Source organism: Kitasatospora sp. NBC_00315 (genome assembly GCF_041435095.1).
Lineage (GTDB): Bacteria > Actinomycetota > Actinomycetes > Streptomycetales > Streptomycetaceae > Kitasatospora.
The window spans coordinates 6,403,158-6,416,012 of the sequence record NZ_CP108025.1; the positions used below are offsets into that span (position 1 = coordinate 6,403,158).

Annotated in this window: 10 protein-coding genes and 1 pseudogene; 7 read left to right on the plus strand and 4 right to left on the minus strand. The window is 73.6% G+C overall.

What is annotated here, in order from left to right:
- Positions 1-10 precede the first annotated feature (10 nt).
- Together OG823_RS26710 and OG823_RS26715 are read right to left on the minus strand one after the other, a co-directional pair.
- Positions 11-349 (minus strand): YnfA family protein, encoded by a 339-nt coding sequence (locus OG823_RS26710; RefSeq protein ID WP_371482475.1) that lies wholly within the window; start codon positions 347-349, stop codon positions 11-13.
- A gap of 71 nt (positions 350-420) precedes the next feature.
- Positions 421-1,632 (minus strand): pyridoxal phosphate-dependent aminotransferase, encoded by a 1,212-nt coding sequence (locus OG823_RS26715; RefSeq protein ID WP_371482476.1) that lies wholly within the window; start codon positions 1,630-1,632, stop codon positions 421-423.
- A gap of 94 nt (positions 1,633-1,726) precedes the next feature.
- On the opposite strand from OG823_RS26715, the pseudogene OG823_RS26720 reads away from it, so the two are divergent.
- Positions 1,727-2,080 (plus strand): annotated as a pseudogene (locus tag OG823_RS26720) (winged helix-turn-helix transcriptional regulator); the annotation flags it as partial.
- Between the two features lie 48 nt (positions 2,081-2,128).
- A complete protein-coding gene (locus tag OG823_RS26725; RefSeq protein WP_371482478.1) occupies positions 2,129-2,623 on the plus strand; it encodes a DUF3291 domain-containing protein in 495 nt (164 codons plus the stop codon).
- Between the two features lie 19 nt (positions 2,624-2,642).
- On the opposite strand, the gene OG823_RS26730 is transcribed toward OG823_RS26725, so the two are convergent.
- Entirely contained in the window at positions 2,643-3,254 is a 612-nt protein-coding gene (locus tag OG823_RS26730; protein ID WP_371482479.1) for a DUF4291 domain-containing protein, read from the minus strand.
- 165 nt (positions 3,255-3,419) lie between these two features.
- Here OG823_RS26730 and OG823_RS26735 point away from each other — a divergent pair, with 165 nt between their 5' ends.
- The 3 genes from OG823_RS26735 to OG823_RS26745 all read left to right on the plus strand — a co-directional run bounded on the left by OG823_RS26735 (position 3,420) and on the right by OG823_RS26745 (position 9,090).
- On the plus strand, positions 3,420-4,229 hold the full coding sequence (locus tag OG823_RS26735; RefSeq protein ID WP_371482481.1) for an SGNH/GDSL hydrolase family protein: 810 nt from the start codon (positions 3,420-3,422) through the stop codon (positions 4,227-4,229).
- A gap of 374 nt (positions 4,230-4,603) precedes the next feature.
- Positions 4,604-5,698, plus strand: a complete 1,095-nt coding sequence (locus tag OG823_RS26740) for an endo-1,4-beta-xylanase (RefSeq protein ID WP_371482482.1) — start codon at positions 4,604-4,606, stop codon at positions 5,696-5,698.
- 221 nt (positions 5,699-5,919) lie between these two features.
- The gene (locus OG823_RS26745) at positions 5,920-9,090 is read left to right on the plus strand and encodes a glycosyl hydrolase 115 family protein (RefSeq protein ID WP_371482484.1); all 3,171 of its coding nucleotides are present in this window, start codon (positions 5,920-5,922) and stop codon (positions 9,088-9,090) included.
- Between the two features lie 109 nt (positions 9,091-9,199).
- Here the strand turns inward: OG823_RS26745 and OG823_RS26750 are convergent, their stop codons facing one another.
- Positions 9,200-9,874, minus strand: coding sequence for a YitT family protein (locus OG823_RS26750; RefSeq protein WP_371482486.1), 675 nt, complete (start codon positions 9,872-9,874; stop codon positions 9,200-9,202).
- A gap of 160 nt (positions 9,875-10,034) precedes the next feature.
- On the opposite strand from OG823_RS26750, the gene OG823_RS26755 reads away from it, so the two are divergent.
- Positions 10,035-11,402, plus strand: a complete 1,368-nt coding sequence (locus tag OG823_RS26755; RefSeq protein WP_371482487.1) for a PLP-dependent aminotransferase family protein — start codon at positions 10,035-10,037, stop codon at positions 11,400-11,402.
- A 191-nt stretch (positions 11,403-11,593) separates the two neighbouring features.
- A complete protein-coding gene (locus OG823_RS26760; RefSeq protein ID WP_371482489.1) occupies positions 11,594-12,817 on the plus strand; it encodes a beta-ketoacyl synthase in 1,224 nt (407 codons plus the stop codon).
- The last annotated feature ends 38 nt before the right edge of the window (positions 12,818-12,855 follow it).

Sequence of the window (12,855 nt, forward strand, 5' to 3'; positions counted from 1 at the left end):
CCGGGGCGGTTCAGCTCCCGCTGCGCGGCCCGTACATGATGACCGCCACCCCGGCCAGGCAGATCGCCGCTCCCACCACGTCGTAGCGGGTGGGGCGGAAGCCGTCCACCACCACGCCCCAGAGCAGTGAGGCGGCCACGAACACCCCGCCGTACGCGGCGAGCACCCGCCCGAAGTCGGCGTCCGGCTGGAGTGCCGCGACGAAGCCGTACGCGCCGAGCACCAGCACGCCGAGTCCCGCCAGCCACCACGGGCGGGACTCGCGCATGCTCTGCCAGATCAGCCAGCAGCCGCCGATCTCCGCGAGGGCGGCGAGGGCGAAGAGCAGGACGGAGCGCAGTACGGTCATGCCGGCCAGCCTACGGAGGGCCGCAGGCCCGGGCCGCCGCCGGCTGCGCGGCACCCCGGCTGCGCAGTGGGTCACTGCCGGTAGGTGGTCAGGAAGCGGCCGATCCGGCTGATCGCGGTCTCCAGGTCGTCGGCGCGCGGCAGGGTGACGAAGCGGAAGTGGTCCGGCCGGGGCCAGTTGAAACCGGTGCCCTGGACGATGTGGATCTTCTCGCGGAGCAGCAGGTCCAGCACGAACTTCTCGTCGTCGACGATCTTGTGCACGGCCGGGTCGAGCCGGGCGAAGGCGTACAGCGCGCCCTTGGGCTTGACGCAGCTGACGCCCGGGATGTCGTTGAGGGCGCGCCAGGCGACGTCGCGCTGCTCGGCGAGCCTTCCGGTCGGCAGGACCAGGTCGTTGATGGACTGGTGCCCGCCGAGCGCCGCCTGCACGGCGTACTGCGCCGGTACGTTGGGGCACAGGCGCATGCCGGCCAGCATGGTGAGCCCCTCCAGGTAGTCCCGGGCCCGGGCCTTGGGGCCGGAGACCATCAGCCAGCCGCTGCGGAAGCCGGCCACCCGGTAGGCCTTGGAGAGGCCGTTGAAGGTCAGGGTGACCACGTCGTCGGCCAGGGCGGCCAGGCAGTGGTGCTCGACGCCGTCGTAGAGGATCTTGTCGTAGATCTCGTCGGCGAGAACCATCAGGTTGTGCCGGCGGGCCAGGTCGAGGATCCCCTCCAGCAGTTCCTTCGGGTAGACCGCGCCGGTGGGGTTGTTGGGGTTGATGACGACGATGGCCTTGGTGCGGTGGGAGATCTTCGAGGCGATGTCGTCCAGATCGGGGTACCAGTCCGCCTCCTCGTCGCAGAGGTAGTGGACGGCCTTGCCGCCGGCCAGCCGCACCACGGCCGTCCAGAGCGGGAAGTCCGGCGCCGGGACGAGGACCTCGTCGCCGTCGTCGACCAGGGCCTGGACCGACATCTGGATCAGCTCCGAGACGCCGTTGCCCAGGTAGACGTCGTCCACCGTGACACCGCCGACGCCCCGCTGCTGGTAGTACTGCACGACGGCGCGGCGGGCGGGCAGGATGCCGCGCGAGTCGCTGTAGCCGTGCGCGCCCCGCAGGTTGCGGACGATGTCCTGGATGATCTCCTCGGGCGCCTCGAACCCGAAGGTGGCGGGGTTGCCGGTGTTCAGCCGCAGGACGCTGTGCCCGGCCTCCTCCAGCGCGTTCGCCTGGTCGACCACCGGCCCGCGGATCTCGTAGCAGACACCCTTGAGCTTGCTGGACTGGCGGAACTCCATCAGTGGCCTCCCGACCCTCACCCTCATCAACCGATCGCTTTGTTCTACCAAGTATCCACTTGGAAAGTCCAACCTTTTGGCTATGCTGATCCCCATGTCACGCCGAAGCTACGACCAGTACTGCGCCGTCGCCCGCGCCCTGGACGCGGTGGGGGAGCGCTGGAGCCTTCTGATCGTCCGTGAACTCCTCGGCGGCCCCCGCCGCTACACCGACCTGCACGCCGACCTCCCGGGCGTCTCCACCGACATCCTCGCCGCCCGCCTCAAACAGCTGGAGGCCGACGGCCTCGTGCTGCGCCGCAAGCTGGAGCGCCCGGCCAACGCGGTGGTGTACGAGCTGACGGAGCAGGGGCTGACCCTCCATCAGGTGATCGCGGCGCTCGGCGAGTGGGGTACCGCCCTGCTCGGCAAGCAGCGCCCCACGGACGCCGTCCGGGAGCACTGGTTCACCCGGACGGCGGCGGACACGGCGTGGCTCGGTGGCTAGGGTCGGGCCATGACCACGCTCACGCCCGTCGACGTGGCGATGTCCGACGACCCCGCGCACCAGCTCGCGCAGGTGAACATCGCCCGGATGCTCCAGCCGCTCGACAGCCCCCTGCTCGCCGACTTCGTCGCCGCCCTCGCCCCGCTGAACGCCGTCGCCGACGCCGCCGACGGCTTCGTCTGGCGGTTGCAGAGCGAGGACGGCGACGCCACCGCGATCCGGGTCTTCGAGGACGACTGGCTGCTCGTCAACATGTCGGTCTGGCGCGACCCCGCCGCCCTCGACGCCTACGTGTACGACACCGGGCACCGCGCCATGCTGAAGCGTCGGCGCGAGTGGTTCGAGAAGCCCGCCGAGGCGATGACCGCGCTCTGGTGGGTCCCGGCCGGGCATCGCCCCGACGCGGTGGAGGCCGAGGAACGCCTCACCGTGCTCCGCGCCAACGGGCCCACGGCCGAGGTGTTCACCCTGCGGCAGACCTACCCCGCGCCGGTGGCCGGCTGACGGGCCGGGCGCCGGCCGGTCACGACCCCGCGCGCGTGGCGCCGATCCGCTCGGCGAGGTGCTCGGGCAGCGGGTACGGCCGCTCGGCGGGGATCCGCGCGTCGGCCGCCTCGGGGCCGCTCGTGCGCAGCAGGTCGCGGCTCTCGTGCGCCAGCGCGGTGACGTCCTCGACGCCGAGGATCCACTCGTCGACGTACCGGTGCACGGCCTCGCCGGACAGGCCGATCTGGATCGCCCGGTGGGCGAGCGGGGCGAGCCGGGTGGAGCGCTCCGGATCCCACTGGAGCCGGACCGGACTGCGCCCGAGATCCGCCTTCCAGGCGGCTGCGTCGGCGTACCGGTCGCGGTCGTAGTGGCTCGGGCAGGCGTGCGCCAGGGCCCACTCGAATCCCGCCCGGCTGATCCGGACGGCCAGCACCCGCTCCTGCCCCGCCCTGGTGCCCCAGCCGGAGCGGTACATCATCCAGCGGAAGGACGGCTTGATCCAGGTCATCCGGTCGCGCTCGAACGGCGGTCTGAAGGTGCCCGCCGTGAGGGCCGCCTCGGCGATGTCCGCCGGATACGCCTGGTACACGACGAGGCCGTGCGCGTCGTGCACGGCGCGGATCTGCCGCAGAAGGGGTTCGGGCACGCGGGGCCTCCACGGCCGCCGCGGCGGCCCGGTCGGGGACGGCCGGAGTCTACCGACCGGTATCCGCGCCGTCGCGTGGATTCCGGCTCCGCCGGGCGCGACCTGCCGACGACGGACTACCCGCAGGTAGGGGAGTGCCTCCGGTACGCGTACGATCGTCGCGCCATGGAGAACACAGTCACTTCCACCGTGAACCGCAGGTACACCAGCTACGTCGCCGTCGGGGACTCCTTCACCGAGGGCATGTGCGACGACCTGCGCCCCGACGGCCACTACCTCGGCTGGGCCGGCCGGGTCGCCGCCCGACTGGCCGCCGAGCAGCCCGAGGGCGGCGGCTTCCGGTACGCCAACCTCGCCGTCCGGGGCAAGCTGATCGGGCAGATCCACGACGAGCAGGTGCCGGGCGCGGCCGCCATGGGCGGTGAGCTGATCACGCTGGCCGGCGGTCTCAACGACGTGCTGCGGCCCAAGTGCGACGTCGACCGGGTCGAGGACCTTCTCGGCCGGTCCGCCACCGCACTGCTCGCCTCCGGCGCCACCGTCGTGCTGTTCACCAGTACCGATCCCAGTCGCAGGCTCGCGGGCAGCGCCCGGCTGCTCCCCGCGATCCTGCGGATGAAGGCCTTCGTCGAGGGCCTGGCCGCCGCCCATCCCGGTGTCGCCGTGGTGGATCTCTACTCCGCCCCCTGCTTCGACGACCGCCGCCTCTGGGCGGAGGACCGCCTGCACCTCTCGCCGGAGGGCCATCGCCGGGTCGCCGAGGCCGTCCTGGAGGCCCTCGGCCGTCCCGCCGGCTTCGACTGGCGCGCTCCGCTGCCGCCGGTCGCGGCGCCCGGCCGCTTCGAGAAGCTCCGGTCGGACCTGCGCTGGCTCGGTACGCACCTCGGCCCCTGGATCGGCCGCCGCCTCACCGGCCGCTCCTCCGGCGACGGCCGGCCGCCGAAGCAGGCGGAGCTGGCCCCGTACGAGGGCTGACCGCCCGGACCACCCGGCCGGGCCGGGGCACGGCAGTGCGCGATGCGCTGCTCCCGCCCCGGCCCGGCACTGCCGTGTCCCGCCCGTCGCGCCGGGCCACCTGCGGCGCCGTGTCGTTCGCCGCCCCCGCCCGCCACCAGGGGAGACGTCGGAGAACTTCATTGTCATGCCCATGAAGATCGTGATCTCCCCCCGCTCTGTCACGGGTTGCCGACGCGCAGCAATCTCCTGCAGGGGGATTGACCCACGAAATCTGAACCCCTAGGTTTCCCGGGAAGTTGCGGAAAGGTTTTCGAAATGTTTCGAGCGACAGTGGCTCGGCGCGACCCGCGCGAGGGCCCGGTGTTCCGCAACACCTGAAGGGACACAGAGACATGAAGGCGACTCACGCCGTGGTGGTCGGTACCGCAGTAGCCCTGCTGGCCGGCGCGTTCACCCTCCCCACCGCCTCGGCCGCTACCGGGAGCGGCGGCCCGGGCCCGGTGAAGAAGGGCTCCTCCGCCCGGACCCTGGGCGAGCTCGGCGACCGCGCCGGTGTCCGGATCGGTACGGCGGTCGACATGTCCGCCCTGGCCGCCGACGCGCCCTACCGGGCCGTGGCCGCCACCGAGTTCTCCGCCGTCACCCCGGAGAACGTCATGAAGTGGGAGGCCGTGGAGCCCACCCGTGGCACCTACGACTGGGCCCCCGCCGACCAGTTGGTCGACTTCGCCCGCGCCAACGGTCAGCAGGTCCGCGGCCACACCCTGGTCTGGCACAGCCAGCTGCCGTCCTGGCTGACCGAGGGCGACTTCAGCGCCGCCGAGCTGCGCGACATCCTGCACCGGCACATCACCGACGAGGTCGGGCACTTCAAGGGCAAGATCTGGCAGTGGGACGTGGTCAACGAGGCGTTCAACGACGACGGCACCATGCGTGACTCGATCTGGCTGCAGAAGCTCGGCCCCGGCTACATCGCCGACGCCTTCCGGTGGGCCCACCAGGCCGACCCCAAGGCCAAGTTGTACATCAACGACTACAACGTCGAGGGCGTCAACGCGAAGAGCACCGCCCTGCTCGCCCTGGTGGCCGAGCTGAAGAAGCAGCACGTGCCCGTCGACGGCGTCGGCGTCCAGGGCCACCTGGACGTCACGTACGACGCCCCGCACGACATCGCGGCCAACCTGCAGCGCTTCGACGACCTCGGGCTGGAGACGGCGATCACCGAGGCCGACGTCCGGATCCCGCTGCCGGTCGACAGCACCAAGACGGAGGCGCAGGCCGAGGCCTACAGCGTGCTGCTCCAGGGCTGCCTGCTCACCGAGCACTGCACCGACTTCACGGTGTGGGGCTTCAGCGACAAGTACTCCTGGGTTCCCGGCGTGTTCAAGGGCGAGGGCTCGGCCAACCTCATGGACGAGAACCTCCGGACCAAGGCGGCCTACACCGCGCTCTCCCAGGACCTGAAGCTGGCCGCCGGCCGACGCTGATCCGGGCGCTGCACCGGCCTCCGCTGCCCCCGGGCGGGACCGGCGCACCGCCGGGGGCGGCTGCGGCGCAGGTCGCGGCCGCCCCGGGCGGCGTGGCCCACCGGGCCCGCGCCCGATCCCACCCACCGCCGGGACGCACCACCGAGACGCACCGCGGAGACTCACCGCCGGGACGCACCACCGAAGTCACCATCGAGACGAAGACCCTGGGAGAGCTCCGCATGGACAAGCAGGTCCCGCACCACACCAGCCGCCGGGCGGTCCTCGGCGCCGGCCTGGGCCTCACCACCGCGCTGGCGACCCCGCTGGGCTCGCTGCTCGGCCTCGCCGGCTCGGCCTCGGCGGCCACGCCCGGCGATCCGGACGGCCTGCTCGCCCCGGACGGCCGCGCCGGCGGCTTCCCGCTGGTCGCCGGCGGCAGGGCGGCCCCGATCCTGGTCAGCGCCGCGGACCATCCCGGCGTGGTGCGGGTCGTCGGCGACCTCCGGACGGACGTCGCGCGGGTCACCGGTGTGCGCCCCCTCGTCGTGCGCGACACAGCGCCGCGCACCCGCGAGCTGGTCATCGTCGGCACCATCGGCCGCAGTCCGCTGGTCGACGCCCTGGTCGCCGCCGGCCGGCTTGACGTCACCGGCATCGCCGGCCGCTGGGAGACCTCCCTCCAGGTCGTGGTCGACCGGCCGATGCCGGGCGTCGACCGGGCGCTGGTGATCGCGGGCAGCGACCCGCGCGGCACCATCTACGGCGCCTACGACCTCTCCCGTGCCATCGGCGTCTCGCCCTGGTACTGGTGGGACGACGTGACCCCGCTCCACCGGGACGAGCTGTACGTACGGCCCGGCCGCCACAGTCAGGGAACCCCGGCGGTGAAGTACCGCGGATTCTTCGTCAACGACGAGAACCCGGGGCTGGGCACCTGGGCCCCCGCCTTCTTCGGCCCCGGCAAGGCGCCCGGTTACGAGGGCGGCTTCAACGCCGACTTCTACGCGAAGATCTTCGAGGTGATGCTCCGGCTGCGGGCGAACTACCTGTGGCCGGCCGTCTGGGGCCGCGCCTTCGCCGAGGACGACCCGCTCAACCACGCCACCGCGAAGGCGTACGGCGTCGTGATGGGCACCTCGCACGAGGCCCCGATGATGCGCGGCATCGAGGAGTGGAACCGGCACGCGGTGCCCGCCGTACGCGATGCCGCCGGCACCGTGACCACCCCCGGCCACGATCCCTACGGTGGCACCGGAGAGTGGTCGTTCCGGCGCAACTCCGCCGCACTGAAGGCGTACTGGGCCGACGGCATCCGCCGGATGACCGACCAGGACTTCGAGGGCGTGGTCACCCTCGGCATGCGCGGCAACGGCGACGTCGGCCTGCCGGACGGCGACGGCATCGAGCTGATGACCGAGATCATCGCCACCCAGCGGCAGATCCTCGCCGAGGTCAGCGGCCGGGACGTCACCACCATTCCCCAGGTCTGGACGCTCTACAAGGAGGTCCAGCGCTACTGGGACCGTGGCCTGCGGGTGCCCGACGACGTCACCGTCGTGCTCACCGACGACAACTGGGGCAACATCCGCAAGCTGCCCGCCCCCGGCGCCGCACGCACCGGCGGATACGGCCTCTACTACCACTTCGACTACGTCGGGGTGGGCCGCGACTACAAGTGGGTGGACACCACCTCGCTCCCCAACATGTGGGACCAGCTGCACCAGGCGCACGCCTACGGCAACCACGGCCTCTGGGTCACCAACGTCGGTGACCTCAAGGGCAACGAGGCGGCCACCCAGTTCTTCCTCGACTACGCCTGGGCGCCGGACCGCTGGAGCCTGGAGGCCCTCCCCGAGTGGGAACGGCGCTACGCCGCGCAGAACTTCGGCGAGGAGCAGGCGCAGGCCGTCGCCGAGGTGCTCGGCACCTACGGACAGCTGCAGTCCCGCCGCAAGCCCGAGCTGCTGAACCGGCGGATCACCCTGGACCCGGCCAGGGATCCGGCCACGGACTCCTCCGCGATCGTCTACGACGACCAGGCCACCCCCTTCAGCCTCACCGACTACCGGGAGCTGGAGCGGGTCACCGAGGACTGGCGCAAGCTCGCCGCCGACGCCGAGGCCATCGCCCGCAGGCTTCCCAGGAGCGGGCAGGACGCCTGGTACGAACTGGTCGGCTACGAGATCGCCGCCACCGCCAACCTGTACGAGCTGCGTGAGGCGGGCTTCACCAACCTGCGGTACGCGGCCGAGGGGCGGGCGGGCACCAACGACCTCGCCGCCGCGGCGGAGGCCCGGCTCGCCGAGGACCGGCAGCTCGCCGACCGCTTCGGCACGGCCGTGGCGGGCGGCAAGTGGAAGGGGTTCCAGACCCAGCCGCACATCGACTACGGCGACGTGGCGCGCTACGGGCCCAACGCACCCTGGCAGCAGCCCGAGTTGAACAACGTGGCGCTGACCGACGTGCTCTTCCCCGCCGTGAGGCGGATCGAGCTGCCCGCCGCGGCGGAGATGGGCGTCGCGATCGACGGCTCCGGCGCCTGGTGGCCGCACGAGCAGGGCCCCGCCGAACTGCCCGTGTTCAGCCCGTACCAGAGCCAACCGGCCCAGTACATCGAGGTCTTCAACCGCGGTGGCAGGGCCTTCGACTACCGGATCGGGACGGGGGTGTCCTGGCTGAGGGCCGACCGCACCCGGGGCCGGGTCGACCAGCAGGAGCGCGTGACGCTCAGCGTCGACTGGTCGAGGGCCCCCCAGGGCCTCACCCACGTCCCGGTGACCGTCTCCGGCCCCGACGGGCGCACGGTGGTGGTGGGGGCGGTGGTCGACAACCGGCGGGTGGCCGCTGCCGAGGGCGCCGGGCCGGCCGGATTCGTGGAGGCCAACGGGTACGTCTCGATCGAGGCCGAGCACCACTGCGCGGCGGTCGGCGCGGCCGGGATCGGCTGGCAGCGCATCCCGCGCATCGGCCGCACCGGCGCCGGCATGGAGCCGATCCCGGTCACCGCGCCCCGGCAGACGCCGGGTGGCGGCAGCCCCCGCCTGGAGTACCAGGTCAGCCTGTTCACCACCGGCCCGGTCACGGTCTGGGCCTACCTGTCCCCGCGCAACAACGCGCTGGCGAGCGACGGGCTCAAGTACGCCGTCTCCTTCGACGAGGACCCGCCGCAGACGGTCAACGTCACCGCGGTGACCGGAGCCGACGACGGCACCATGAATTCGCAGTGGGCGCGCAACACCTCCGACAACGTCAATCTCACCAGCACCACGCACCATCTGGCCGCCCCCGGCCCGCACGTGCTGAAGTTCTGGATGGTCGACCCGACGGTGGTGCTGCAGAAGCTGGTGATCGACACCGGTGGCCTGCGGCCCAGCTACCTCGGCCCGCCGGAGAGCACGCGGCTGGGCTGAGCGGCCCGCCGGCCCGGCCCTCGCCCTCGCCCTCGCCGTCGCCCCGCAGGCCGGGCGACGGCGAGGGCCCCAGGCGGGGAGCCCGTCTCGGCATCGGCCGGGGCACACGTCACCGGGCCGCGCCGGCCAACCCCGCCTCGGGCCGGGGCACCGCCGCCCGGTACGCGAACCGGGGCAGCAGCAGCTGGGTGAGCGGCCCGACCACGAGCGCGTAGAGCACCGTACCGAGGCCGACTCCGCCGCCGAGCAGCCAGCCCAGGGCGAGGACCGTCAGCTCGATCGCGGTCCGGACGGACCGCAGGGAGCGCCCGGTGTTGGCAGCGGCCCCCGTCATCAGCCCGTCGCGCGGCCCGGGGCCGAAGCGCGCCCCGACGTAGACGGCGATGGACAGCGCGTTGAGGGCGATGCCGGCCACCAGCAGGACGAGCCGGGCGGCGAGCCCCAGGTGGTGCGGGAGCAGGAGCAGCCCGAGGTCCGAGGAGAGCGCCAGCACCACGATGTTGGCGAAGGTGCCGAGGGTCGGCCGCTGCCGCAACGGGATCCAGCACAGCAGGACGAGCGCACCCAGCGCGGCACTGGTCGCGCCGAAACTGAGCGGGGTGTGGTCGGCCAGACCCTCGGTCAGCACGCTCCAGGGATTGACGCCCAGCCCGGCGCGGACCATGAGCGACAGGCTGAAGCCGTACAGCCCGAGGCCGGCGAAGAGCTGCGGCAGCCTGCGCAGCGGTCGCTCGCCCGCCGGGAGGTAGCCGAGCGGCGGCAGGGGGCGGGGGGTACGGGCCATCGGGTGCTCCTGGATGCGTGCGGTGGGTGCGGTGGGTGCGGTGGGTGGGGCGGATGCGGTGGGAGCGGGGGCCGCCGCTGCCGGGGTCCGCTCCGGCCCGACGCTAGGCGGCGGCGTGCTCGGCGTCCTGGTCCACTTCGGGCAGACTGGACCAGTGCGGATGGGTGTGGAGCAACTGGTCAGGGCCCTCGGCGCGTGGCAGAGCGCCGGCGTGCCGCTCGTCGACGCGCTGGACGGCGCCCTGCGGGAGGCCGTCCTGGACGGGCGGCTGCGGGTCGGCGGCGCACTGCCCGCCGAGCGCCGGATCGCCGAGGGCCTCGGCGTCAGCCGGGGCACGGTGGTGGCCGCGTTGGCCCGGCTGCGGGAGAGCGGCTGGGTGCGCACCCGGCACGGCGGTGCCAGCACCGTGCAGCTCCCGCCCCAGGCGGCCGAGCGGATCGCCCCCCTCTCGGCGGACGGCAGCGGCGGCTCGATCGATCTGCGCCGGGCCGTACCGGCCGCCCCGCGGGCCGGCTATCTCGCCGCCTCCGTCCGGGCACTGGAGCGGGCCGGCCCCGCGCTGGCCCAGGGCGGCCGGTCGGGCGCCGGCCTGCCCGAGCTGCGGGCGTCGATCGCGCGGCGCTACACCCGCGAGGGGCTGGCGACCAGGCCGGAGCAGATCCTGGTCACCTCGGGCGCCCGGGCCGCGCTCGCCCTGCTGGCCGCGCACCTGCGCCCCCGGGTCGCCGCGGTCGAGAACCCGACCTACCCCCGGGCGCTCGCCCTCCTGCGCGGGGCCGGGGCCCGGCCGGTGGGCCTGCGGGTCACCACCGGGGGCTGGGATCCGGACCAGCTGCGGGCCGCCCTCGCCGCCGCGCACGGCGGACTGGCCTACCTGGTCCCGGACTTCCAGAACCCGACGGGGGCACTGATGGACGCCGCCACCCGGCGGGACGTCGCCGCGGCCGCAGCCGAGCACCGGGTCACGGTGGTGGCCGACGAGACCCTGCGCGACCTGCATCTGGAGGATCCGGCGCGGCTGCCGCCGCGGATCCGGCGCGCCGTCCTGGTCGGATCGGTCAGCAAGGCGATCTGGGCCGGTCTGCGGGTGGGCTGGATCCGCGCGCCCGAAGCGGCCCTGGTCGGCGAACTCCTGCACCACCCGCTCAGCGAACCGCTCTCCGCGCCGCCGATGGAGCAGCTGGTCGCGGTCGAGCTGCTGGACGAGCTGGACCCCCTGCTGGAGCGGCGCCGTGCCGAACTGCGCGCCCAGCGTGACCACCTCGCCGGCCGGCTGGCCGGGGACGGCCGGTGGGATTTCACGGTGCCGCAGGGTGGTCTCGTGCTGTGGTTGCGGCTGAACGGCATGCGGGCCGACGCCGTCACCGCCCGGGCGAGCGCGGCGGGGCTCCACCTCGCCCCGGGGCAGGGCTTCGCCGTCGACGGCACGCTCGGCCGCTACCTGCGGGTGCCGTACACTCCGCCGCCGGCCACCCTCGACCGGATCGCGGCGATCCTGGACGAGGCCTGCGGCCCGCTGCCCGGTTAGACCGCACGACGCCCTGGCACCAGGTGTCATACCGGGCACTCCTGTGGAGACTCTCCAACAACCCGCCCCGAAGTCGATCACGGACGGCAGGTGATGGGCTGTCACTGCCCTGGCAGAGTCGCAGATGTCCACAGCACCGCCCCGACGACCAGTGGGGACGTGTGTGACTTCACCACAAGGGAGAGCACCCGATGACCGTCGCAGACACCACCGTCGTGGTCACCGGCCTCGGCGCCACCACCCCCCTCGGCGGGGACGTCCCCTCGACCTGGGCCGCGATGCTGGCCGGCGAGTCGGGCATCACCGCGATCGAGGAGGAGTGGGCCGCCGGCCTGCCGGTCCGGATCGCGGCCCGGCTGCGGGTCGACCCGGCCGGGGTCCTGGACCGCGTGCAGGCCCGCCGGATGGACCGCTGCGAGCAGATCGCCCTGATCGCCGCCCGCGAGGCCTGGGCCGACGCCGGCCGCCCCGAGGTCGACCCGGAACGTCTGGCGGTGGTCGTCGGCACCGGTACGGGCGGCGCGTTGAGCATGCTCGGGCAGGACGACGTCCTGGAGACCTCCGGCGTACGCAGGGTCTCCCCGCACACCGTCCCGATGCTGATGGCGAACGGGCCGGCCGCCTGGGTCAGCATCGAACTGGGCGCCCGGGGCGGCGCCCACACGCCCGTCAGCGCCTGTGCCTCCGGCGCCGAGGCGATCGCCCTCGGCCTGGACCTGATCCGGCTGGGCCGGGCCGACGTGGTGGTCGCCGGCGGCAGCGAGGCCTGCATCCACCCGCTCCCGTTGGCCGGGTTCGCCCAGGCCAGGGTCCACTCCACCCGCAACGACGCGCCCCGGGCGGCCTCCCGGCCGTTCGACGCGGCCCGGGACGGCTTCGTCATCGGCGAGGGCGCCGCGCTCGTCGTCCTGGAGTGCGCCGAGTTCGCCGCCGCCCGCGCCGCCCGCCCGTACGCGCAACTGGCCGGTGCCGGGCTGACCTCCGACGCGCACCACATCACCGCCGCCCACCCGGCCGGTCAGGTCCGCGCGATGCGTCTCGCGCTGGCGAGCGCCGGACTCGCCCCGACGGACGTGGCGCAGGTGCACGCCCACGCCACCGCGACCCTCCGGGGGGACCTCACCGAGGCCGAATCGGTCGCCGAGGCGATCGGCCGCCACCCCGCCGTCACCGCCACCAAGTCGATGACCGGTCATCTCTTCGGCGCGGCGGGCTCGCTCGGGGCGGTGACCGCCGTGCTCGCGCTGCGCGACCGCCTCCTGCCCGCCACCCGCAACCTGGAGCGGCTCGACCCGGGGGTGAAGCTGGACGTCGTCACCGGCGCGACGCGCGAGGTGGCCCCTGGGGCTGCGCTCACCAACGCCTTCGGTTTCGGCGGGCACAACGCGTCACTCCTGTTCGCCGCGCTCTCCTGAGCGCGGCGGCCGTCTCCCGGCGCGGGCCCCCGGGCGGG

Excerpts from the sequence above, each read along its gene's own strand:
- OG823_RS26750 (WP_371482486.1), bottom strand. The coding sequence starts at position 9,874 with ATGGCCCGTACCCCCCGCCCCCTGCCGCCGCTCGGCTACCTCCCGGCG.
- OG823_RS26740 (WP_371482482.1), top strand. The coding sequence starts at position 4,604 with ATGAAGGCGACTCACGCCGTGGTGGTCGGTACCGCAGTAGCCCTGCTG.
- OG823_RS26735 (WP_371482481.1), top strand. The coding sequence starts at position 3,420 with ATGGAGAACACAGTCACTTCCACCGTGAACCGCAGGTACACCAGCTAC.
- OG823_RS26710 (WP_371482475.1), bottom strand. The coding sequence starts at position 349 with ATGACCGTACTGCGCTCCGTCCTGCTCTTCGCCCTCGCCGCCCTCGCG.
- OG823_RS26755 (WP_371482487.1), top strand. The coding sequence starts at position 10,035 with ATGGGTGTGGAGCAACTGGTCAGGGCCCTCGGCGCGTGGCAGAGCGCC.
- OG823_RS26745 (WP_371482484.1), top strand. The coding sequence starts at position 5,920 with ATGGACAAGCAGGTCCCGCACCACACCAGCCGCCGGGCGGTCCTCGGC.
- OG823_RS26715 (WP_371482476.1), bottom strand. The coding sequence starts at position 1,632 with ATGGAGTTCCGCCAGTCCAGCAAGCTCAAGGGTGTCTGCTACGAGATC.
- OG823_RS26725 (WP_371482478.1), top strand. The coding sequence starts at position 2,129 with ATGACCACGCTCACGCCCGTCGACGTGGCGATGTCCGACGACCCCGCG.
- OG823_RS26760 (WP_371482489.1), top strand. The coding sequence starts at position 11,594 with ATGACCGTCGCAGACACCACCGTCGTGGTCACCGGCCTCGGCGCCACC.